Source organism: Frankiales bacterium (assembly GCA_016125335.1).
Classification (GTDB): domain Bacteria; phylum Actinomycetota; class Actinomycetes; order S36-B12; family CAIYMF01; genus Longivirga.
In genome coordinates this window covers 66,872-89,868 of sequence record WGLY01000009.1, presented here as the reverse complement: position 1 = coordinate 89,868, position 22,997 = coordinate 66,872, and the positions used below count along the sequence as shown (strand labels likewise).

The following is a 22,997-nucleotide window of genomic DNA, read 5'->3' as shown; positions in this document are numbered from 1 at the left end:
CGTCTCCGGCACGGGCCCGGGGGTGCGGCCCCCGCCGGCGCACCGCCGCCCGGGCCGGCCGGCTGCCGGCACCCGGCAGCGGGGGGTAGGGTGAGCCTGCCCTCGTGAAGTGATTCACAAGCGAACGCGCGATACCTCCCGAGCCCGAGGATCCTCCACCCGTGAGCACTCCGTCAGCGCCGCCCGCCCAGGACGCCGACGTCATCGTCGTCGGCGCCGGCCCGGCCGGCTCCACCACCGCCTACCACCTCGCCCAGCGCGGGGTCGACGTCCTCGTCCTGGAGAAGACCGCGTTCCCGCGCGAGAAGGTGTGCGGCGACGGCCTCACCCCCCGCGCGGTGAAGCAGCTGGTCGAGATGGGCATCGACACCGGCCGCGACAACGGCTGGGCCCACAACGTCGGCCTGCGCATCATCGGGGGCGGCCACCGCCTCGAGATGCCCTGGCCGGACCTGTCGACCTTCCCCGGCTACGGGCTCACCCGCACCCGCAAGGACTTCGACGAGATCCTCGCCCGCCAGGCGCAGAAGGCCGGCGCCCGCGTGCTCGAGCGCACCTCGGTCACCGCCCCCGTGCGCGACGACCGCACCGGGCGCACCGTCGGCGTCACCGCCCGCACCACCGACGCCGACGGCACCCGCCACGACGAGGTCACCTACCGCGCCCCGCTCGTGGTGGCCGCGGACGGCAACTCCAGCCGGCTGTCGGTGGCGGCGGGCCGCGAGCGCCTGGACAACCGTCCGATGGGCGTGGCCGTGCGCACCTACTACCGGTCGCCCGCTTTCAGCGACGACGAGTGGCTCGAGAGCCACCTCGAGCTGTGGGACGGCGAGAAGCTGCTGCCCGGCTACGGCTGGGTCTTCGGCCTCGGCGACGGCACCGTCAACGTGGGCCTGGGCATCCTCGACTCGAGCCCCGCCTTCGGCAAGGTCGACTACAAGGCGCTCATGACCCGCTGGATCGAGCGCGCCGACCCCGCTTACGGCTTCTCCGAGGAGACCCGGCTCGAGCCCATGCGCGGCGCGGCGCTGCCCATGGCCTTCAACCGCAAGCCCCACTACGCCGACGGCCTGCTGCTGGTGGGCGACTCGGGCGGCATGGTCAACCCGTTCAACGGCGAGGGGATCGCCTACGCCATGGAGTCGGGCAGCCTGGCCGCCGAGGTGATGGCCCAGGCGCTCCAGCGGCCCACGCCGTACTCCCGCGAGAAGGCCCTGGCCGACTACCCCCGCCTGCTCAAGGCCGAGTACGGCGGCTACTACACGCTCGGCCGGGTGTTCGTGAAGCTCATCGGCAACCCCGAGATCATGCGGCTGTGCACGCAGAAGGGCCTCTCGCGGCCGCTGCTGATGAAGTTCACGATGACGATGCTGTCGAACCTGCGCGACCCCCGCGGCGGCGACGCCGTGGACCGCATCGTCAACGCGCTGGCCCGGGTGGCGCCGGCAGCCTGACACGGGGTCACGCGCGCCCGAGAGGCGGCACTAGGATCGACGATGTTTGACCGAGGGACGGCAGTCCGAAGGAAGGAACGGCAGTGGGCGAGGTCTATCTCCCGATCCTGGTCCTGGGCATCCTCGGCGCCGCCTTCGGCGTCTTCGCCGTCGTCGCCCCCACCCTGATCGGCCCGCGGCGCTACAACCGCACCCGCCTGGAGGCCTACGAGTGCGGGATCGACCCCACCCCGCAGCCGGTGGGCGGCGGCCGGTTCCCGATCCGCTACTACCTGACGGCGATGCTGTTCATCGTCTTCGACATCGAGATCGTCTTCCTCTACCCCTTCGCGGTCGCCTTCGACCAGCTGCGCCTGTTCGGTCTGATCGAGATGGCGCTGTTCATCGTCACCGTGCTCGTCGTGTACGGGTACGTCTGGCGGCGGGGCGGGCTCGAGTGGGACTGACGACGGACCCCCGGCACGCGCACGGCCCGCACCACCCGCACGACCAGCACGACCTTCGGACACCACGACGACCAGGACGGGAGGGACTGGCATGGGACTCGAGGAGAGCCTGCCCGGCGGCATCCTGCTGACCACGGTCGAGAAGATGGCGGGCCTGGGACGCGCCGCGTCCATGTGGCCCGCGACGTTCGGCCTGGCCTGCTGCTCGATCGAGATGATGGCCACGGGCGCGGGTCGCTACGACCTCGCCCGGTTCGGCATGGAGGTCTTCCGCGGCTCGCCGCGGCAGGCCGACCTCATGATCGTGGCCGGCCGGGTCAGCCAGAAGATGGCGCCGGTGATGCGCCAGATCTACGACCAGATGCCCAACCCCAAGTGGGTCCTCGCGATGGGCGTGTGCGCCTCGTCCGGCGGCATGTTCAACAACTACGCGATCGTGCAGGGCGCGGACCACATCGTCCCGGTCGACATGTACCTGCCCGGCTGCCCGCCGCGGCCGGAGATGCTCATGGACGCCATCCTCAAGATCCACGAGCAGGCCAAGGCGCTGAAGATGGGCGTCCACCGCGAGCAGGAGATCACCGAGCGCGAGGAGTTCGCGCTCCAGGCGGTGCCCACCTCGGCCATGAAGGGGCTGCTGCGGTGAGCGACGCGACCGGCGTCCCCGGCGCGGCGGTCTCGGGCGCCTCCGAGGTCGTCCCGGCCGGCGCCCCCACCCTCCCGGTGGTCGACGTCCGCAGCGGGATGTTCGGCGGCTCCGGCAGCGGCGACACGTCGGGCTACGGCCACCTCGTCCGCGTGGTGGAGATGCCGCCGCCGAGCGCACGGCCCTACGGCGGCTGGTTCGACGAGGTCGCCGACGAGCTCGACCTCGCGCTCGCCGACGACGGCCTGTCCCTCGACCAGGCGGTCGAGGCGGTCGTGGCCGACCGCGGCGAGCTCACGTTCTACGTGCGCCCCGAGCACCTCCTGACGTTCTGCCGCCGCCTGCGCGACGAGCCGGGGCTGCGCTTCGAGATGTGCATGGGCGTCTCCGGCGTCCACTACCCGAACCAGACCGGTCGCGAGCTGCACGCGGTGTGGCACTTCCTGTCCGTCACGCACAACCGGCGTGTGCGCGTGGAGGTCACGGCGTCCGACGCGCACCCGCACGTGCCCAGCATCGTGTCGGTCTACCCCTCGGACGACTGGCACGAGCGCGAGGCCTTCGACATGTTCGGGATCGTCTTCGACGACCACCCCGGCCTCACCCGCATCCTCATGCCGGACGACTGGATGGGGCACCCGCAGCGCAAGGACTACCCGCTCGGCGGGATCCCGGTGGAGTACAAGGGCGCCACCATCCCGCCGCCCGACCAGCGGAGGTCGTACACCTGATGGACGACGTCACCTACGAGGAGTCCTACGACGACGTCGTCGGCGAGCCGCCGCTCTCCGACGTCTACGCCGGCGCCTACGACACCACCGAGGGCGCCCGCGTCTACACCGTCACCGGCGGCGACTGGGACACCGTGCTGGCCCCCGAGGGCGGCACGAAGGAGCGCGTCGTCGTCAACATGGGTCCCCAGCACCCGTCCACCCACGGCGTGCTCCGCCTGATCCTCGAGCTCGAGGGCGAGGTCGTCACCGAGGCCCGCTGCGCCATCGGCTACCTGCACACCGGCATCGAGAAGAACCTCGAGTACCGCACCTGGACCCAGGCCGTCCCGTTCGTCACGCGCATGGACTACCTGGCGCCGATCGCCAACGAGGCGGGCTACTGCCTCGCGGTCGAGAAGCTGCTCGGCATCGTCGACGACGTCCCGCCGCGCGCGCAGCTGATGCGCATCATCACCCTCGAGCTCAACCGCATCTCCTCGCACCTCGTCGCGCTGGCGACCGGCGGCTTCGAGATGGGCGCGCTCACGGCGATGACCAACGGGTTCCGCGACCGCGAACTGGTCCTCGACATGCTCGAGATGATCACCGGCCTGCGGATGAACCACGCCTACATCCGGCCGGGCGGGGTCGCGCAGGACATGCCCGAGGGCGGCGTCGAGAAGATCCGCGCCGTGCTGCGCCAGCTGCCCGGCCAGCTCACCGGCGTTCCGCGGATGCTCGAGGACAACGGCATCTGGAAGGACCGCACCTCCGGCATCGGCTACCTCGACCTCGCCGGCTGCATGGCGCTGGGCATCACCGGCCCCGTGCTGCGTGCCACGGGCCTGCCGCTCGACGTGCGCAAGACCGAGCCGTACTTCGGCTACGACCAGTTCGACTTCGACGTGCCCACGGCCGACACCTGCGACGTGTACGGCCGCTTCCTCGTGCGCCTCGAGGAGATCAACCAGTCGATCCGCATCATCGACCAGGCGCTCGACCGGCTCGAGCCCGGCCCGGTGATGGTGGCCGACCGCAAGATCGCCTGGCCCGCGCAGCTGTCGATCGGCGGCGACGGCCAGGGCAACTCCCTCGACCACATCCGCCACATCATGGGCGAGTCGATGGAGGCGCTGATCCACCACTTCAAGCTCGTCACCGAGGGCTTCCGCGTGCCGGCCGGCCAGGTGTACGCCGCGATCGAGGCCCCGCGCGGCGAGCTCGGAGTCCACGTGGTGAGCGACGGCGGCAACCGCCCCTACCGGGTCCACTTCCGCGACCCGTCGTTCAACAACCTCCAGGCCACCGCGGCGATGTGCGAGGGCGGCCAGGTCGCCGACGTCATCGGCGCCGTCGCCTCGATCGACCCGGTGATGGGCGGGGTCGACCGATGACCGACGCCGGGATCCTCACGACACCGAGAGAGACGACATGGCACTGACCGAGCAGACCCGCACCGAGGCGGCGGAGCTCGCGGGGCGCTACCCGCAGGGCCGCTCGGCGCTGCTCCCGATGCTGCACCTCGTCCAGTCGGCCGAGGGGACCGTGACGCCCGAGGGCATCGCGCTGTGCGCCGACGTCCTCGGCCTCACCAACGCCGAGGTCGCCGCCGTCGCGACCTTCTACACGATGTACAAGCGGCACCGCGTCGGGCGCTACCACGTCGGCGTGTGCACCAACACGCTGTGCGCCGTGCTGGGCGGCGACGCTATCTGGTCGGCGCTCACGGAGCGGCTCGGCGTCGGCCACGACGAGGTCACGGCCGACGGCGCCATCTCCCTGGAGCGCATCGAGTGCCAGGCCGCCTGCACGCACGCGCCGGTGATGACGGCCAACTGGGAGTTCCTCGACGACATGGACGTCAGCCGCGCCCTCGAGGTGGTCGAGCGGCTGCGCGCCGGCGAGGAGGTCCACTCCACCCGCGGCCCGCGCATCGGCACCTTCGAGGAGATCGAGCGCGTGCTCGCCGGGTTCGACGACGGCCTCGCCGGCGCCGAGGCGAAGGACGCCACGATGCTGGCCGGGCTCACCTACGCGCGCGAGCACGGCATGGCCGCCCCGGAGCCGCCCGCGCGCTCGCCGCTGGCCACCGAGAAGACGGAGGGCTGACGCGTGCCGCTCACCCCGATCCTCACGGCGCACTGGGACGAGGCCGACTCCCACACGCTCGAGGGCTACCGCCGCCACGGCGGCTACGACATGGTCGAGGTGTCCTTCGGGGCGCACCCGGACGACCTCATCGCCCTGGTGAAGGACTCCGGCCTGCGCGGCCGCGGCGGCGCCGGCTTCCCCACCGGCATGAAGTGGGGCTTCGTCCCGCAGAACGACGGCAAGCCGCACTACCTGGTGGTCAACGCCGACGAGTCCGAGCCGGGCGCCTGCAAGGACATCCCGCTCATGCTGGCCAACCCGCACGCGCTGGTCGAGGGCTGCATCCACGCGGCCTACGCCATCCGGGCCAACCACGCGTTCATCTACATCCGCGGCGAGGTGCCGCACGCCGTGCGCCGGGTCGCGGCGGCCGTGCGCGAGGCCTACGCCGCCGGTTTCCTCGGCACCGACATCCTCGGCTCCGGCTTCGACCTCGACATCGTCGTGCACGCCGGCGCCGGCGCCTACATCTGCGGCGAGGAGACGGCGCTGCTCGACTCGCTGGAGGGACGACGCGGCCAGCCCCGGCTCAAGCCGCCGTTCCCCGCCGTGGCCGGTCTCTACGCCTCGCCCACCGTCATCAACAACGTCGAGACGATCGCGAACATCCCCACGATCGTGCGCAACGGCGCGGACTGGTTCAAGCAGTTCGGCACGGAGAAGTCGCCCGGCTTCAAGCTGTTCGCGGTCTCCGGGCACGTCGAGCGGCCCGGCATCTACGAGGCCCCCCTGGGCACCACGATGCGCGAGCTGCTGGAGTTCGCCGGCGGCGTCCGCGCGGGCCACGAGCTGAAGTTCTGGGTGCCCGGCGGGTCCAGCGTCCCGATGCTGCTGCCCGAGCACCTCGACACCCCGCTCACCTACGAGGACATGGCCGGGCTCGGCACGATGCTGGGCACCGGCACGCCGATGGTGTTCGACGAGACCACGAGCGTGGTCCGGGCGATCAGCCGGTGGATCCACTTCTACAAGCACGAGTCGTGCGGCAAGTGCACGCCGTGCCGCGAGGGCACGTTCTGGCTCGACCAGCTGCTCGAGCGCTTCGAGCGCGGCACCGCCGTCGAGTCCGACATCGACAAGGTCGACGACATCTGCAAGCAGATCGCCGGGCGCTCCTTCTGCGCCCTCGGCGACGCCGCCGCGACGCCCTACGCGCCGGCCCTGAAGTACTTCCGCGAGGAGTTCCTCGCCGGAACCCACACGCCGGCGGCCGAGATGTTCGACCCGGTCGCCGCCACCGTCTTCGCGGGAGCCGCTGCGCGATGACCGTCACCACGTCAGGTCCCCAGACCCCTGCCACCGCGCCGTCGGACGGCGTGACGCTCAGCGTCGACGGCATCGAGATCACCGTGCCCAAGGGCACGCTCGTGATCCGCGCCGCCGAGCAGCTCGGCGTCGCCGTCCCGCGCTTCTGCGACCACCCGCTGCTCGACCCGGTCGCCGCGTGCCGGATGTGCCTCGTCGAGATCGAGGGCCAGCCCAAGCCGCAGCCGGCCTGCGCCGTCACCGCCGCCGAGGGCATGAAGGTGCGCACCCAGGTGACCTCCGAGGTCGCCGAGCGTGCCCAGCAGGGCGTCATGGAGTTCCTGCTCATCAACCACCCGCTCGACTGCCCCATCTGCGACAAGGGCGGCGAGTGCCCGCTGCAGAACCAGGCGATGTCCAACGGGCGCTCCGAGACCCGCTTCGACGCCGTGAAGCGCACGTTCCCCAAGCCGATCAACGTCTCCGCGCAGATCCTGCTCGACCGCGAGCGCTGCGTCTCGTGCGCGCGGTGCACGCGGTTCGCCGACCAGATCGCGGGCGACCCGTTCATCGACCTGCTCGAGCGCGGCGCCCAGCAGCAGGTCGGCACCTCGAGCGACACCCCGTTCGACTCCTACTTCTCCGGCAACACCGTGCAGATCTGCCCGGTGGGCGCGCTCACCAGCGCCAAGTACCGGTTCCGCGCCCGGCCGTTCGACCTCGTCTCCACCCCGACGGTGTGCGAGCACTGCGCCTCCGGCTGCGGCCTGCGCACCGACGTGCGCCGCTCCGCCGTCATGCGCCGGCTGGCCTGGGACGAGCCGGCGGTCAACGAGGAGTGGAACTGCGACAAGGGCCGGTTCGCGTTCGTCCACCAGACCGAGGGCCGTCTCGAGCACCCGCTGGTGCGCGACACCGACGGCTCGATGGTGGCGGCGTCCTGGCCGGAGGCGATCTCGATCGCGGCCGCGGGCCTGCGCGCCGCGGGCCCGCGCACCGCGGTGCTCACCGGCGGGCGGCTGACCCTCGAGGACTCCTACGCCTACGCCAAGTTCGCGCGCGCGGTGCTCGGCACCGACGACGTCGACTTCCGCGCGCGGCCGGGCTCGGCCGAGGAGACCGCGTTCCTCGCCGCGCTGGTCGCGGGCCGTCCGCTCGGGCCCACCTACGCCGACCTCGAGTCGGCGCCTGCCGTCGTGCTGGCCGGGCTCGACCCGGAGGACGAGTCGCCCATGGTCTTCCTGCGGCTGCGCAAGGGCGCGCGCACCCGCAACGTCCGCGTGTTCTCCGTGGCGTCGTTCGCCTCCACCGGCGTGACCAAGGCCCGCGGCACGCTGCTGGCCACCGTCCCCGGCGCCGAGGCCGCCACCCTGGACGCGCTCGCCGACGACACCGCCGACGGCGACCTCGGCGAGGCCGCCCGCCTGCTGCGCGAGCCGGGCGCCGTCCTGCTCGTGGGCGAGCGGCTGGCCGTGTCGGCCGGGGCGCTGTCGGCCGCGGCGCGGCTCGCGGCCGCCACCGGTGCGCGGCTCGGCTGGGTGCCGCGCCGGGCCGGCGAGCGCGGCGCGCTCGACGCCGGCGCGCTGGCCGGGCTGCTGCCCGGCGGCCGCCCGCTGGCCGCACCGGCCGCCCGCGCCGCCGCCGCCTCCGTGTGGGGGGTGGCCGAGGACTCGCTGCCGGCCGAGGCCGGGCGCGACCTGCCCGCGGTGCTCGCCGCGCTGCACGCCGAGGCCGCCGCGGTGGCCGCCGCCGACGACCCGGACACGGTCGAGCGCTCGGTCGGCGCGCTGCTCGTCGCCGGCGTCGAGGCAGCCGACCTCGCGGACCCCGAGGCGTTCCTCGGGGCGCTCGACGCCGCGCCGTTCGTCGTCAGCCTCGAGCAGCGCCACTCCGCGGTCACCGAGCGGGCCGACGTCGTGCTCCCGGTGGCCTCGGTGGACGAGAAGTCCGGCACCTTCGTCGACTGGGAGGGCCGGCCGCGGCCGTTCGCCCAGGTGCTGCGCGCCGCGCTCACGCTCTCCGACGCACGGGTGCTCGCCATGCTCGCCGACGAGGCGGGTGCCGCCTCGTTCGGCCCTGGCGACGTCGCCTCGCTGCGCGCCGAGCTCGCGGCGTTCGGGCCGTGGGACGGCGAGCGCGCCGAGGCCCCCAGCGTCGCGGCCGCGGCACCGGCCGCACCCGGCGAGGGCGAGGCCGTGCTCGCCACCTGGCGCCAGCTGCTCGACCGCGGCGTGCTCCAGGAGGGCGATCCCTACCTGCTGGCGACGGCGCGCCCGGCCGTGGCCCGGCTCTCGCCGGCCACCGCCGCCGCGATCGGCGCCGTCGACGGCGGCGAGGTGGTCGTGTCGACCGACTCGGGCTTCACCCGGCTGCCCCTGGTGGTCACGGCGATGCCCGACGGCGTCGTCTGGCTGCCGGCCAACTCCGACGGCTCGACCCCGCGGGCCACGCTCGCCGCGGGGCACGGCGACATCGTGCGGATCAGCGGAGGTGCGGCGTGACCTCGACGCTCGCGGTCGCCCAGGGCGACCTGTCGGTGTTCGGCCAGGACCCGTTCTGGCTCGTCGTCATCAAGGCGCTCGCGCTCTTCCTCGGGCTCATCCTGCTCACGCTGTTCACCACCTGGTTCGAGCGGCGCGTCGTCGCCCGCATGGGGCAGCGGCTCGGCCCCAACCGCGCCGGGCCGCTGGGCCTCCTCCAGCCGCTGGCCGACGGCATCAAGCTGGCGCTCAAGGAGGGCATCACGCCCGCGGCGGCGGACAAGATCGTCTACCTCGCCGCCCCGATGATCGCGGCGGCCGCCGCGATGATGGTGTTCGCCGTCATCCCGCTCGGCCCGGTCGTGAGCATCTTCGGCGTCCAGACCCCGCTCCAGCTCACCGACTTCTCGGTGTCGGTCCTCTACGTGCTCGCCATCGCGTCGATCGGCATCTACGGCATCGTGCTGGCGGGCTGGTCGTCCGGCTCGACCTACTCGCTGCTGGGCGGCCTGCGCTCGAGCGCCCAGATGATCTCCTACGAGATCGCGATGGGGCTGTCGTTCGTCGCGGTCTTCCTCTGGGCCGGGTCGATGTCGACGTCGCAGATCGTCGCGGCCCAGAGCGCGAGCTGGTGGTACGCCGTGCTCCTCGCGCCGTCGTTCGTCATCTACGCCATCTCCATGGTCGGCGAGACGAACCGCGCGCCGTTCGACCTGCCCGAGGCCGAGGGCGAGCTGGTCGCCGGGTTCCACACGGAGTACTCCGGGCTGCGCTGGGCGTCGTTCTTCCTCGCCGAGTACGTGAACATGATCAACGTCTCGGCGGTGGCGATCACGCTGTTCCTCGGCGGCTGGCACATGCCGCCGCCCATCTCCACGATCTGGCCCGGCGCCAACGAGGGCTGGTGGCCGATCCTCTGGTTCCTGCTCAAGCTCTACGCGTTCATGTTCGTCTTCGTGTGGCTGCGCGGCACGCTGCCGCGGCTGCGCTACGACCAGTTCATGCGGTTCGGCTGGAAGGTGCTGATCCCCGTCTCCATCGTGTGGATCCTCATCATCGCCACGTTCCGCGGGCTCCAGAACGAGTACTCGGCCGACCTGCGCACCACGCTGCTGTGGGTCGCGCTGATCCTGCTCGCGGTGGCCGCGTTCGCCTTCGTGCTCGACCTCAGACGCGGCCCGGAGCCCGAACCCGAGCCCGAGCCGTTCGACGCCTTCGCCGGCGGCTATCCCGTCCCGCCGCTGCCCGGCCAGCAGGTGCAGCTCACCCGCCGGGCGCGGGCCACGGTGACGGCCACGGCCGTCGAGGTGGGCGAGGCGCGCGAGGAGTCCGTACCCGACAGCGAGGAGCAGTCGTGACCGACGAACGGCGGTTCTTCCGCGGGTTCGGCGTGACCTTCGGGCAGATGTTCAAGCGGGTCACCACCGAGCAGTACCCGGAGGACAAGCGCCCGACGCAGCCGCGCTACCACGGCCGGCACCAGCTCAACCGTCACCCCGACGGCCTCGAGAAGTGCGTGGGCTGCGAGCTGTGCGCGTGGGCCTGCCCCGCGGACGCGATCTACGTCGAGGGTGCGTCCAACACGGCCGAGGAGCGGTTCAGCCCCGGCGAGCGTTACGGCCGCGTTTACCAGATCAACTACCTGCGCTGCATCTTCTGCGGGCTGTGCATCGAGGCGTGCCCCACGCGGGCGCTCACGATGACCAACGAGTACGAGCTCGCCGATGACAACCGCGCGGACCTGATCTACGAGAAGAAGGACCTGCTCGCGCCGCTGCTGCCGGGCATGGCCGCCCCGCCGCACGCCATGGTGCCCGGCACCACGGAGACCGACTACTACCTCGGCAAGGTCACCGGCGCCGTCGCGGCGCAGGCGGCCGAGTCCGAGGCCCGGCGACTGGGCACGTGGGCCGGGCCGTCCGACGAGGAGGTGTCGGCATGAGCCCGCTGCTGGCCGCGCTGGAGACGTCGGGCAACACCGGCGAGACCATCGTCTTCTGGGTCTGCGCCCTGGTCGCCGTGGCCGGCGCGCTGGGCATGGTGCTCTCGCGACGGGCGGTGCACAGCGCGCTGTTCATCGCCACCACGATGATCAGCCTCGCCGTCCTCTACGTCACGCTCTCCGCGCCGTTCCTCGGCGTCACCCAGGTGATCGTCTACACCGGCGCCGTGATGATGCTGTTCCTGTTCGTGCTCATGATCGTCGGTGTCGACTCCTCGGACTCCCTGGTCGAGACGATCAAGGGCCAGCGGCTCGCCGCCATCGTCCTGGGCCTCGCGTTCGCCGCGCTGCTGCTCTCGGCCGTGGGCGCGGCGACGCTCCAGGCGAAGGGCCTCGACGACGCCAACGGCGTCGACGGCGGCAACGTGCAGGGCATCGCGCACCTGATCTTCGGCCGCTACGTGCTGGCCTTCGAGGTCACCTCCGCCCTGCTCATCACCGCCGCGCTCGGCGCGATGGTGCTGGCCCACCGCGAGCGGCACACGCCGCGGCCCACGCAGCGGCGGCTGTCCGAGGAGCGGGTCCGCTCCGGCCACCCGCAGAACCTGCCCGGGCCGGGCGTGTACGCGCGGCACAACGCCGTCGGCACCCCGGCGCTGCTGCCCGACGGCACGCCGACGGACCGGTCGGTGCCGGAGCCGCTGCGCGGGGTCAGCGCGGTGGTCGGCGTCGACCACGAGGACACCGCACGGGTCACCGCGCTGGCCTCGGGCCTGTCGGTCGGCCCCGCGGACGACGAGGAGGACGAGTCGTGAACCCGGCGAACTACCTCTACCTGTCGGCGGTGCTGTTCAGCATCGGCGCCGTCGGCGTGCTCGTGCGGCGCAACGCGATCGTCGTGTTCATGTGCGTCGAGCTCATGCTCAACGCCAGCAACCTCGCCTTCGTGTCCTTCGCCCGCAGCTGGGGCAACCTCGACGGCCAGGTCATCGCGTTCTTCGTCATGGTCGTCGCGGCGGCCGAGGTCGTCGTGGGCCTCGCGATCGTCATGGCGATCTTCCGTACCCGCCGGTCGGCCTCGGTCGACGAAGCCAACCTGCTGAAGTACTAGAGGGGTACGCCGTCGTGTCTACGTTCTCGGGCGTGGTGACCCTCGCCGACGCCGCTCCCACGGCCGTCGCGGCGAGCGGGACGTTCTCGCTCATCTGGCTGCTGATCGGCCTGCCGGCCGCGGGTGCCCTCGTGCTCCTGCTGGGCGGGCGGCGGACCAACGCCTGGGGCCACTGGGTAGGGGTGCTGGCCTCGACCGCGTCGTTCGCGGTCGGCGTGGTGCTCTTCTTCGCCATGGTCGCCCAGCCGGAGTCCGACCGCACCGTGGTCCAGCACCTCTTCGACTGGATCGCCGTCGGCAGCTTCAACGTCCCGTTCGACCTGCGGCTCGACCAGCTCTCGATGACGTTCGTGCTGCTGATCACCGGCGTCGGCACGCTGATCCACGTCTACTCCGTGGGCTACATGGCGCACGACCCCGAGCGCCGTCGCTTCTTCGCCTTCCTCAACCTGTTCGTGGCGGCGATGCTGCTGCTCGTCCTCGCGGACAACTACCTGCTGCTCTACGTCGGCTGGGAGGGCGTGGGCCTCGCGTCCTACCTGCTCATCGGCTTCTGGTTCTTCAAGGAGTCGGCCGCCGTCGCGGCGAAGAAGGCGTTCATCGTCAACCGCGTCGGCGACGTCGGGCTCTCCCTCGCCGTGATGCTCATCTTCGTCACGTTCGGCACGGTCGGGTTCTCCGGCGTGTTCGCGGGTGCGCCCCAGGCCAGCGAGTCGGCCAACACCTGGATCGGCCTCGCGCTGCTGCTCGCCGCGTGCGGCAAGTCCGCGCAGTTCCCGCTCCAGTCGTGGCTTCTGGACGCCATGGAGGGCCCCACGCCGGTGTCCGCGCTGATCCACGCGGCCACGATGGTGACCGCGGGCGTCTACCTGATCGCGCGGTCCAACGCGATCTTCGACGCCGCGCCGACCGCCCAGGCGTTCGTCGTCGTGGTGGGCGCGATCACCCTGCTCATGGGTGCCTGGATCGGGTCGGCGAAGGACGACATCAAGAAGGCGCTGGCCGGCTCCACCATGAGCCAGATCGGCTACATGATCCTCGCCGCCGGCCTCGGCCCGATCGGCTACGTGTTCGCGATCTTCCACCTCGTGACGCACGGCTTCTTCAAGGCCACGATGTTCCTCGGTGCCGGGTCCGTGATGCACGGCATGAACGACCGGGTCAACATGCGCCGCTACGGCGCGCTGCGCACGGTCATGGTGGTCACCTGGATCACCTTCGGTGCCGGCTACCTCGCGATCCTGGGCATCCCGCCGTTCGCGGGCTACTTCTCGAAGGACAAGATCATCGAGTCGGCCTTCGCGCACGGGACCGTCACGGGCCTGGTCGCCCTCGTCGGCGCGGGCATCACGGCCTTCTACATGACGCGCCTGTTCGGCATGACCTTCCACGGCGAGAAGCGCTGGGAGGACGACGTCCACCCGCACGAGTCGCCGGCGATCATGCTGGTGCCGATCTCGATCCTGGCCCTGCTCTCCGCCATCGGCGGCCTCGTGCTCGCGTCGGGCAACGCGCTTCAGAACTGGCTCACCCCGGTGCTCGGCTTCGAGGAGCCCGAGCTCGGCTTCTCGGTGGTGCTGCTCCAGGTGGTCACCCTCGTGCTCGTGCTGGTGGGCGCCGCCATCGCCTGGATGATGTTCGCCGCCCGCCCGGTGCCGGTCACCGCGCCCGCGGGCAACCTCATCACCCGTGCCGGCCGCGCCGACCTCTACGGCGACGCCGCCAACGAGGCGCTGCTGATGCGGCCGGGCCAGTACCTGACCCGATGGCTGGTGTGGTTCGACAACCGCGTCGTCGACGGCATCGTCAACGGCGTCGCGGCCACGTTCGGCGGCCTGTCCGGCCGCGCCCGTCGCCTGCAGACCGGGTTCACCCGGTCGTATGCGCTGTCCATGCTCGGTGGGGCCGCCGTCGTCGCCGCCACCCTCGTCCTGGTGAGGCTGTAGCCGTGAGCAACGTCTGGCTCCCCGTCCTGCTCGCCGCGCCGCTCGTGGGCGCGGTGGTGGTGATGCTGCTGCCCCGCGACGCCGACCGCCTCGCCAAGCAGGTCGGTCTCGCCTTCTCCGTCGTGGTCCTCGCGATCACCGTGGCCCTCGGCCTCAGCTTCGACGCGTCGGCGGGCGACACCTTCCAGTTCGCCTTCTCCACCCCGTGGATCCCGGCCTTCGGCGTCGACTTCTCGCTGGGGCTCGACGGCATCGCGCTGGTCCTCGTGGCGCTGTCCACCACGCTGGTGCCGATCGTGCTCATCGCGGGGTGGCACGACGCCGACGGCGCCCGCGGCACGGTCCGCGGCTACGTCGCCCTCGTGCTCACCCTCGAGGCGGCGATGATCGGCGTCTTCGCGGCGACCGACGTCTTCCTGTTCTACGTCTTCTTCGAGGCCATGCTCGTCCCGGTCTACTTCCTGATCGGGCGCTACGGCGGCCCGCGGCGCAACTACGCGGCCGTGAAGTTCTTCCTCTACTCGCTGTTCGGCGGCCTGCTGATGCTCGCGGCGCTGATCGGCCTCTACGTCGTGTCCGGCGACATCACCGGCACGGGGACGTTCGACTTCACCACGCTGGCCTCGCTGTCGATCGACCCCGGCACGCAGAAGTGGCTCTTCGCCGGCTTCTTCATCGCCTTCGCGATCAAGGCGCCGCTGGTGCCGTTCCACACGTGGCTGCCCGACGCCGCGGCCGAGTCCACCCCCGGCACCGCCGTGCTGCTGGTGGGCGTGCTGGACAAGGTCGGCACGTTCGGCATGCTGCGCTACTGCCTCGAACTGTTCCCCGACGCCTCCCGCTGGGCCACGCCGCTCGTGCTGGTGCTCGCCGTGGTCGGCATCATCTACGGCGCGCTGCTGGCCATCGGCCAGACCGACATCAAGCGGCTCATCGCCTACACGTCGGTGTCGCACTTCGGGTTCATCGCCCTGGGCGTCTTCGTGATGACGACGCAGGGCCAGAGCGGCTCGGCGCTCTACATGGTCAACCACGGGTTCTCGACCGCGGCGCTGTTCCTCATCGGCGGCTTCCTCATCAGCCGCCGCGGCTCCAAGCTCGTGGCCGACTTCGGCGGGGTGCAGAAGGTCGCGCCGGTCCTGGCCGGCACGTTCCTCGTGGCGGGCCTGTCGTCGCTGGCCCTGCCGGGCCTGTCGAGCTTCGTGAGCGAGTTCCTGGTGCTGGTCGGCACCTTCGAGCGCTACACCTGGGCCGGCATCGTCGCCACGCTGGGCATCGTCCTCGCGGCGCTCTACATCCTGCTCATGTACCAGCGCACGATGACCGGGCCCACGCCCGAGGTCGTGACGGAGAAGGTCCACGACCTCACCGGTCGCGAGGTGCTGGCCGTCGCTCCGCTCATCGCCGTGATCCTCTTCCTCGGCTTCTACCCGAAGCCTGTGCTCGACGTCGTCAACCCGGCCGTCGGTCGCGTCATGCACGCGGTCGGCGCCACCGACCCGGCGCCGAAGGTGGCACCGGTCGCCGAAGGGAACACCCCGTGAACGCCGTCCTGGCCACCGTGGGATCGTTCGAGGTCCCGACCATCGAGTACGCCGCCCTGGCCCCGATCCTGATCGTCCTCGGCGCCGCGGTCGTGTCCGTGCTGCTCGAGGCGTTCCTGCCGCAGCACCTGCGCCGGCCGGTGCAGCTCGTGGTCACGTTCGCCGCGCTGGCCGGGGCCTTCGCCGCCGTCGTCGCCGCCCGCGGCACCCAGGAGATCGTCGCGCTGGGCTCGGTCGCCGTCGACGGACCGACCCTGTTCATGCAGGGCTCGATCCTGGTGCTGGCCGCGATCGCGGCACTGGTGATGGCCGAGCGCCGGGTGGACCCGGCGGGCGACTCCTTCGCCCCGCGCGCCTCGGCGCTGCCGGGCTCGGAGGACGAGCAGGTCTTCACCCGCCTGGGCTGGCTGCAGACCGAGGTGTGGCCGCTGTTCCTGTTCTGCGTCGGCGGCATGCTGCTGTTCCCGGCGGCCACGGACCTGCTCACGATGTTCGTCGCGCTCGAGGTGCTCTCGCTGCCGCTGTACATCCTCGCGGGCCTGGCCCGCCGGCGCCGCCTGCTCTCGCAGGAGGCCTCGCTCAAGTACTTCCTGCTCGGCGCGTTCTCGTCGGCGTTCTTCCTCTACGGCACGGCGCTGCTCTACGGCTTCGCCGGCACCGTGTCGCTGTCCGGCATCGCCGACGCGCTCACCGCCTCCGCGAGCAACACCGGCCTCGTGCTCGGCGGCGTCGCGCTGCTCTCCGTCGGCCTGCTGTTCAAGATCGGCGCCGCGCCGTTCCACCAGTGGACCCCCGACGTCTACCAGGGCTCGCCCACCTCGGTCACCGGCTTCATGGCCGCGTGCACGAAGATCGCCGCCTTCGGCGCCCTGCTGCGCGTGATGTACGTGGCGCTCGGCGGGATCCGCTGGGACTGGCGGCCGATGATGTACATCATCGCCGGGCTGACCATGATCGTCGGCACGCTGTTCGCGCTGACCCAGCAGGACATCAAGCGGATGCTCGCCTACTCCTCGATCGCGCAGGCCGGCTTCATGCTCGTCGGGGTGGTCGCCACCAACGCGGCCGGACTCCAGGGCACGATGGTCTACCTCGTGGCCTACGGCGTCGCGACGATCGGCGCCTTCGCCATCGTGACGCTCGTGCGCGACGCGACGGGCGAGGCCACCCACCTGTCGCAGTGGGCCGGGCTCGGCCGGCGCTCGCCGGTGGTCGCCGGCGCCTTCGGGCTGTTCCTGCTCGCGTTCGCGGGGATCCCGCTCACGAGCGGGTTCACCGGCAAGTTCGCGGTGTTCACCGCGGGCATCGCCGGGGGTGCCGCGCCGATCGTGGTGATCGGCGTGGTCGCCAGCGCCGTGGCCGCCTTCTTCTACGTCCGCGTGATCGTCCTCATGTTCTTCAACGAGCCGAGCGCGGAGGGCGGCCCGAGCGTGGTCGTGCCGAGCTGGTTCACCTCCACCGCCATCGGCGTCGCCGTCGCCATCACCGTGGTGATCGGCGTCGTCCCGCAGGTGATCCTCTCCCTGGCGTCGCAGGCCGGGCTCTTCGTACGCTGACCTGGATGAGGACCCCGACGTGAGCGAGTCGCTGCCCTTCGGGCTGTCGGACGTGGACGCCGCGCTCGCCGACCGGCTGCGGAGCGGGCTCGACGACGTCGAGATCGCGCTGCGCAAGGCCGTCACCAGCGACTACCCCTTCGTCACCGAGACCTCCTCGCACCTGGTCAACGCCGGCGGCAAGCGGTTCCGCCCGCTCCTGGCCCTGGTGGCCGCGCAGTACGGCGACCCCGACGCCCCCGGCAACGTGCCCGGCGCGGTGGTCTCCGAGCTCACCCACCTCGCGACGCTCTACCACGACGACGTGATGGACGAGGCCCCGCTGCGCCGCGGGGCGCCGAGCGCCAACGCGCGCTGGGACAACACCGTGGCCATCCTCACCGGCGACTTCCTCTTCGCCCGGGCCGCCGACATCGCCGCCGACCTCGGCGCCGACATCGTGCGGCTCCAGGCCCGGACCTTCGAGCGCCTGTGCACCGGGCAGATCCGCGAGACCGTCGGCCCGGCCGAGGGCGAGGACGCCGTGGCCCACCACCTCGACGTGCTCGCGGGCAAGACCGGGTCGCTCATCGCCGCTGCCGGGCGCATGGGGGCGATGACCTCGGGCGCGCCCGAGAGCGTGGCCGTGGCGATCTCCGCCTACGGCGAGAAGTTCGGGGTGGCCTTCCAGCTCTCCGACGACCTGCTCGACATCGCCAGCGAGTCGGCGGAGTCCGGCAAGACCCCGGGCACCGACCTGCGCGAGGGCGTGCGCACGCTCCCGGTGCTGCTGGCGCTGCGCGGCACCGACCCCGAGGGCGCCCGCCTGCGCGAGCTGCTGGCCGGGCCCATCACCGACCCGGACCTGCACGCCGAGGCGCTGACACTGCTGCGCCGCTCACCGGCGATGGCCGAGGCCCGGGCCGCGCTGGTGTCGTGGGCGGAGTCGGCGCGCTCGGAGCTCGCGGCGCTGCCGGCCGGGCCCGTCACCGACGCGCTGTCGCAGATGTGCGACGTCGTCGTCGACCGCAGCACCTGAGCTGCGCGCCCGCGGCGTCGCGCGGCGCCATACTCGGCACGTGACCAGCGACCCCGCCGGAGCGTCGCCCGGGGACCCGGCGGCGCCGCCGGTCCCGGCGTGGCGCCGTCAGACCCAGGGCGAGCAGCGCTGGCCCGCGAGCGTGGCCGTCGTCCTCGTGATCGTGCTCCAGCTGACCCTGCCCGGGGAGCTCACGACGGCCGGGCACTTCGTGCTGCCCGCAGTGGAGGTGGTGCTCGCCACGGTCCTCGTCTCGGCGAACCCGCTGCGCATCACCCGCCGCCGACCGTTCCTGCGGGCCGTCAGCCTCGCCCTCATCGGCGTCGCCAGCCTGGTCAACGGGTGGTCGCTGGTGCTGCTGGTGCGCGCCGTGCTCGACGGCAGCATCGGCTCGGCCCAGGAGCTGCTGCTGACCGGCGGCAACATCTGGATCACCAACATCGTGATCTTCGCTCTCTGGTACTGGGAGCTCGACCGCGGCGGTCCCGGGTCGCGCGCCACGGGCGAGGACCCCGACCCGGACTTCCTGTTCCCGCAGATGGCCGACACCACCGGCGCCTTCCACCACTGGGAGCCCGAGTTCGTCGACTACGCCTACGTGTCGTTCACCAACGCGAGCGCGTTCAGCCCCACGGACACCATGCCGCTGTCGCGGTGGGCCAAGATGGCGATGATGCTGCAGGCCTCGGTCTCCCTGCTCACCGCGGTGCTCATCGTGGCCCGGGCGGTCAACCTGCTGCCCTGACCCGCGGGTCAGACCGGCGCCTCGACCTCGTCGATGCCGGTGACCTGGGCGGCCGTCATGCGCGCGGAGCGCGAGTGGCGCAGCAGGTCGATGGTGAAGACCGCGAGGGCCACCCACACGACCGCGAAGCCCGCCCAGCGCGCCGGCGGCATCTGCTCGCCGACCACCCAGACCCCGATCACGAACTGGATCACGGGGGTGAGGTACTGGAGCAGGCCCACGGTGGACAGCGGGATCCGGTTGGCGGCGCCGCCGAACATCAGCAGGGGGATGGCGGTGACGGCGCCGGTGAGCACCAGCAGCGCGGTGTTCCCGCCGGAGGAGTGGCCGAAGGTGAGCGTCCCCTGGGTGCCGAGCAGCACGAGGTAGGCGAGCGCGAACGGCGTGGCGTACGCCGTCTCGATGGTGAGCGCCGCCTGCGGGTCGACGCCGGCCACCTTCTTCACCAGCCCGTAGCCCGCGAACGAGAACGCGAGCGAGAGCGCCAGCCACGGGAGCTTGCCGTAGCCGAGGGTCAGGACGACGACGGCGACCGCCGCGATCCCGACGGCGACCCACTGCAGCCTGCGCAGTCGCTCGCCCAGCACGACGACGCCCATGAGCACCAGCACGAGCGGGTTGATGAAGTAGCCCAGCGAGCCCTCGACCACGTGTCCGTTGTTGACGCCCCAGATGTAGAGGCCCCAGTTGACGCCGATGAGCGCCGAGGCCGCCAGCAGCAGGAGCATCCGGCGCCGGTCGGGCAGCACCGGCCGCAGGCGCGACCAGGTGCGGGTGAGGGTGAGCAGCAGCGCCATGAACACGAGCGAGAACAGGAAGCGGTCGGCCAGGATCTCCAGCGCCGACGCCGGCTCGAGCAGCGGGAAGAACAGGGGGAAGAAGCCCCACATCCCGTAGGCGCCGATGCCCAGCAGCAGCCCGACGCGTGCCGACCGGGCCGCCTCGTCGGCGGCGGTGGGCACGGGGGTCTGGGTCATGACCCTCCCGACGGTATGCCATGACCCCGCGCGGCGACGCACGGGATCCTGGCCGGCGGGACGCCGGGGCGCGCCTGCCCGGGCGGGGACGGTGCGCTAGGCGATGTCCCAGGTGTCGCTGCCGGCGAGCAGCGCCGCGAGGTCGCCGCGGCCGCCCTCCTGGGCCCGGGCGAGCTGGTCCTGGAACGCGGCGTCGTACGACGGGCGCGCGACGTCGCGGAAGACCCCGATCGGGGTGTTGGCCAGCGTCATCGGGTCCGACAGCCGCGACAGCGCGAACGCCACCGAGGGGTCGGGGTTCTGGGCGTCGTGCACCAGCACGGCCTCGAGCCCCACGGCCGAGACGTCCGCGATCGACAGCGTGCCGTTGGCCAGGCGCACCACGCCCCGGCTGCCGTCCGCGAGCAGGATCCGCTCGCCGTGCTGGAGGCGGAAGGTGAGCGAGTCGCGATGCTCGGCGTCCTTGAGCGGCTCCCACGCGCCGTCGTTGAAGATGTTGCAGTTCTGGTAGATCTCCACCAGCGCGGTGCCCTCGTGGTGCGCGGCCGCGCGCAGCGTCTCGGTGAGGTGCTTGCGGTCCGAGTCGATGGTGCGGGCGACGAACGAGGCCTCGGCCCCGATCGCCAGCGACACCGGGTTGAACGGGTGGTCGAGCGAGCCCATCGGGGTCGACTTGGTCACCTTGCCCACCTCGGAGGTGGGGGAGTACTGGCCCTTGGTCAGCCCGTAGATCCGGTTGTTGAACAGCAGGATCTTGAGGTTGACGTTGCGGCGCAGCGCGTGGATGAGGTGGTTGCCGCCGATGGAGAGCGCGTCGCCGTCACCCGTGACCACCCACACCGAGAGGTCCGGGCGCGTGATGGCCAGGCCGCTGGCGATGGCCGGGGCACGACCGTGGATCGAGTGCATCCCGAAGGTGTTCATGTAGTACGGGAAGCGGCTCGAGCAGCCGATGCCGGAGATCCACACGATGTTCTCGCGGGCGAGGCCGAGCTCGGGCATGAAGCTCTGGACGCCGGCCAGGATGGCGTAGTCGCCGCAGCCGGGGCACCAGCGCACCTCCTGGTCGGTCTTGAAGTCCTTGGCGGACTGCTTCACCTCGGTCTTGGGGACCAGCCGCAACGACGGGAACCCGAGGTCGACGGACTCAGACACTGGCGACCACGTCCTTGATCACTCCGGCGAGCTCCTCCGCCCGGAACGGGAGCCCGCGCACCTGGTTGTAGGCCACCGCGTCCACGAGGAAGCGGCCCCGGATCAGCAGCGCGAGCTGACCGAGGTTCATCTCCGGGACGACGACCTTGTCGTAGCGGCGCAGCAGCGCCTCGGTGTTGGCCGGCAGCGGGTTGAGGTGGCGCAGGTGGGCCTGGGCCACCGACACCCCGCCGCGGCGCGAGATCTGGCAGGCGGCGTTGATGGGCCCGTACGTGGACCCCCAGCCCAGCACGAGCACGCGGGCGTCGCCGTCCGGGTCCTCGACCTCGAGGTCCGGCACGGTGATGCCGTCGACCTTGGCCTGGCGCAGCCGGACCATGCGGTCGTGGTTGTCGGGGTCGTAGGAGATGTTGCCGGGGCCGTCAGCCTTCTCGATGCCGCCGATGCGGTGCTCGAGGCCCTTCGTGCCGGGCACCGCCCACGGCCGCGCGAGGGTCTCGGGGTCGCGCAGGTAGGGCCAGAACTCCTCGGTGCCGTCCTCGGCCGTGTGGTTGGTCTCGGTGGCGAACGACACCGTGAGGTCCGGCAGGGCGTCGACGTCGGGGATCCGCCAGGGCTCGGAGCCGTTGGCGAGGTAGCCGTCGGAGAGCAGGAACACCGGGGTCCGGTAGGTGGTGGCGATGCGCACGGCCTCGAGGGCTGCGTAGAAGCAGTCGCCCGGGGAGCGCGGGGCGACGATCGGCACCGGGGCCTCGCCGTTGCGGCCGAACATGGCCTGGAGCAGGTCGGCCTGCTCGGTCTTGGTGGGCAGGCCGGTGGACGGGCCGCCGCGCTGCACGTCGACGACGACGAGCGGGAGCTCGAGGGACACGGCGAGCCCGATCGCCTCGGACTTGAGCGCGATGCCGGGGCCGGAGGTGGTGGTGACGCCGAGCATGCCGCCGTAGGAGGCGCCGATGGCCGAACTCACGCCGGCGATCTCGTCCTCGGCCTGGAAGGTCATGACGCCGAACTTCTTGTGCTTGCTCAGCTCGTGGAGGATGTCCGACGCCGGGGTGATCGGGTAGGAGCCGAGGAACAGCGGCAGCCCCGAGCGCTCGCTCGCGGTGATCAGCCCGTAGGCCAGCGCGAGGTTGCCGGAGATGTTGCGGTAGCGGCCCGGCGTCATCACCGCGGGCTTGACCTCGTACTGCACCGAGAAGTCCTCGGTGGTCTCGCCGTAGGACCAGCCCGCCTCGAACGCGGTGATGTTCGCCGCCAGGATCTCCGGCTTCTTGGCGAACTTCTGCCGCAGGAAGGTGATGGTGCCCTCGGTGGGGCGGTGGTAGAGCCAGGACAGCAGGCCGAGGGCGAACATGTTCTTCGCCCGCTCGGCCTCCTTCTTGGTGATGTCGAAGCCCTTGAGCGCCTCCACCGTCATGGAGGTGAGCGGGATCGGGTGCACGGCGTAGGACTCGAGCGTGCCGTCCTCGAGCGGGCTCACGGCGTAGCCGACCTTGCTCAGGTTGCGCGTGGTGAACTCGTCGGTGTTGACGATGATGTCCGCACCGCGCGGCAGGTCCTTGAGGTTGGCCTTGAGCGCCGCGGGGTTCATCGCCACCAGCACGTTGGGGCTGTCGCCCGCCGTGGTGATGTCGTGGTCGGCGAAGTGCAGCTGGAACGCCGAGACGCCGGGCAGCGTCCCCGCTGGGGCGCGGATCTCGGCCGGGAAGTCGGGCAGCGTCGAGAGGTCGTTGCCGAACGACGCCGTCCGGGAGGTGAACTGGTCGCCGGTCAGCTGCATGCCGTCGCCGGAGTCCCCGGCGAAACGGATGATGACCCGCTGGAGCTGGACCACCTGCTTGCTCACGTTGTCTTCCGCCTCGCTG

The 22,997-nt window shown here is 71.7% G+C and carries 20 protein-coding genes; 17 read left to right on the top strand and 3 right to left on the bottom strand.

The window, feature by feature from the left end; all coding sequences use genetic code 11:
* Window positions 1-161 precede the first annotated feature (161 nt).
* The 17 genes from GC157_06050 (at window position 162) to GC157_05970 (ending at window position 18,997) form a co-directional block, all read left to right on the top strand.
* Window positions 162-1,454 (top strand): geranylgeranyl reductase family protein, encoded by a 1,293-nt coding sequence (locus GC157_06050; protein MBI1377028.1) that lies wholly within the window; start codon window positions 162-164, stop codon window positions 1,452-1,454.
* Between the two features lie 83 nt (window positions 1,455-1,537).
* Window positions 1,538-1,900: an NADH-quinone oxidoreductase subunit A gene (locus tag GC157_06045; GenBank protein ID MBI1377027.1), complete on the top strand. Its 363-nt coding sequence runs from the start codon at window positions 1,538-1,540 to the stop codon at window positions 1,898-1,900.
* A gap of 91 nt (window positions 1,901-1,991) precedes the next feature.
* Complete coding sequence (locus tag GC157_06040) at window positions 1,992-2,546, top strand: NADH-quinone oxidoreductase subunit B (GenBank protein MBI1377026.1); 555 nt, start codon at window positions 1,992-1,994, stop codon at window positions 2,544-2,546.
* Window positions 2,543-3,277: an NADH-quinone oxidoreductase subunit C gene (locus tag GC157_06035; protein MBI1377025.1), complete on the top strand. Its 735-nt coding sequence runs from the start codon at window positions 2,543-2,545 to the stop codon at window positions 3,275-3,277. The genes GC157_06040 and GC157_06035 overlap by 4 nt, the downstream gene beginning before the upstream one ends.
* A complete protein-coding gene (locus tag GC157_06030; protein MBI1377024.1) occupies window positions 3,277-4,653 on the top strand; it encodes an NADH-quinone oxidoreductase subunit D in 1,377 nt (458 codons plus the stop codon). The genes GC157_06035 and GC157_06030 overlap by 1 nt, the downstream gene beginning before the upstream one ends.
* A 37-nt stretch (window positions 4,654-4,690) precedes the next feature.
* The gene (nuoE, locus tag GC157_06025) at window positions 4,691-5,368 is read left to right on the top strand and encodes an NADH-quinone oxidoreductase subunit NuoE (protein ID MBI1377023.1); all 678 of its coding nucleotides are present in this window, start codon (window positions 4,691-4,693) and stop codon (window positions 5,366-5,368) included.
* Window positions 5,369-5,371: 3 nt separating this feature from the next.
* A complete protein-coding gene (gene nuoF / locus GC157_06020) occupies window positions 5,372-6,676 on the top strand; it encodes an NADH-quinone oxidoreductase subunit NuoF (GenBank protein ID MBI1377022.1) in 1,305 nt (434 codons plus the stop codon).
* Window positions 6,673-9,156, top strand: coding sequence for an NADH-quinone oxidoreductase subunit G (locus GC157_06015; GenBank protein MBI1377021.1), 2,484 nt, complete (start codon window positions 6,673-6,675; stop codon window positions 9,154-9,156). The genes nuoF and GC157_06015 overlap by 4 nt, the downstream gene beginning before the upstream one ends.
* Complete coding sequence (gene nuoH, locus GC157_06010) at window positions 9,153-10,493, top strand: NADH-quinone oxidoreductase subunit NuoH (protein ID MBI1377020.1); 1,341 nt, start codon at window positions 9,153-9,155, stop codon at window positions 10,491-10,493. The genes GC157_06015 and nuoH overlap by 4 nt, the downstream gene beginning before the upstream one ends.
* Window positions 10,494-10,540: 47 nt before the next feature.
* Window positions 10,541-11,077 (top strand): NADH-quinone oxidoreductase subunit NuoI, encoded by a 537-nt coding sequence (gene nuoI, locus GC157_06005; GenBank protein MBI1377019.1) that lies wholly within the window; start codon window positions 10,541-10,543, stop codon window positions 11,075-11,077.
* Window positions 11,074-11,892: an NADH-quinone oxidoreductase subunit J gene (locus GC157_06000; GenBank protein MBI1377018.1), complete on the top strand. Its 819-nt coding sequence runs from the start codon at window positions 11,074-11,076 to the stop codon at window positions 11,890-11,892. Before nuoI ends, GC157_06000 begins: the two co-directional genes overlap by 4 nt.
* Window positions 11,889-12,188, top strand: a complete 300-nt coding sequence (nuoK, locus tag GC157_05995) for an NADH-quinone oxidoreductase subunit NuoK (GenBank protein ID MBI1377017.1) — start codon at window positions 11,889-11,891, stop codon at window positions 12,186-12,188. The genes GC157_06000 and nuoK overlap by 4 nt, the downstream gene beginning before the upstream one ends.
* A gap of 92 nt (window positions 12,189-12,280) precedes the next feature.
* Entirely contained in the window at window positions 12,281-14,134 is a 1,854-nt protein-coding gene (gene nuoL, locus GC157_05990) for an NADH-quinone oxidoreductase subunit L (protein MBI1377016.1), read from the top strand.
* 2 nt (window positions 14,135-14,136) lie between these two features.
* Window positions 14,137-15,678: an NADH-quinone oxidoreductase subunit M gene (locus GC157_05985; GenBank protein MBI1377015.1), complete on the top strand. Its 1,542-nt coding sequence runs from the start codon at window positions 14,137-14,139 to the stop codon at window positions 15,676-15,678.
* Window positions 15,675-17,234: an NADH-quinone oxidoreductase subunit NuoN gene (gene nuoN, locus GC157_05980; GenBank protein MBI1377014.1), complete on the top strand. Its 1,560-nt coding sequence runs from the start codon at window positions 15,675-15,677 to the stop codon at window positions 17,232-17,234. Before GC157_05985 ends, nuoN begins: the two co-directional genes overlap by 4 nt.
* 19 nt (window positions 17,235-17,253) lie before the next feature.
* Window positions 17,254-18,252, top strand: coding sequence for a polyprenyl synthetase family protein (locus GC157_05975; GenBank protein MBI1377013.1), 999 nt, complete (start codon window positions 17,254-17,256; stop codon window positions 18,250-18,252).
* A gap of 40 nt (window positions 18,253-18,292) precedes the next feature.
* Window positions 18,293-18,997, top strand: coding sequence for a hypothetical protein (locus GC157_05970; protein MBI1377012.1), 705 nt, complete (start codon window positions 18,293-18,295; stop codon window positions 18,995-18,997).
* Window positions 18,998-19,005: 8 nt separating this feature from the next.
* On the opposite strand, the gene rarD is transcribed toward GC157_05970, so the two are convergent.
* The 3 genes from rarD to GC157_05955 all read right to left on the bottom strand — a co-directional run bounded on the left by rarD (window position 19,006) and on the right by GC157_05955 (window position 22,912).
* Window positions 19,006-19,974 carry an EamA family transporter RarD gene (gene rarD, locus GC157_05965; protein ID MBI1377011.1) on the bottom strand — a complete coding sequence of 323 codons (969 nt, stop codon included), beginning with the start codon at window positions 19,972-19,974 and terminating at the stop codon, window positions 19,006-19,008.
* Window positions 19,975-20,070: 96 nt separating this feature from the next.
* A complete protein-coding gene (locus tag GC157_05960; GenBank protein MBI1377010.1) occupies window positions 20,071-21,129 on the bottom strand; it encodes a 2-oxoacid:ferredoxin oxidoreductase subunit beta in 1,059 nt (352 codons plus the stop codon).
* Window positions 21,122-22,912 carry a 2-oxoacid:acceptor oxidoreductase subunit alpha gene (locus tag GC157_05955; protein MBI1377009.1) on the bottom strand — a complete coding sequence of 597 codons (1,791 nt, stop codon included), beginning with the start codon at window positions 22,910-22,912 and terminating at the stop codon, window positions 21,122-21,124. Before GC157_05955 ends, GC157_05960 begins: the two co-directional genes overlap by 8 nt.
* Window positions 22,913-22,997 lie beyond the last annotated feature (85 nt).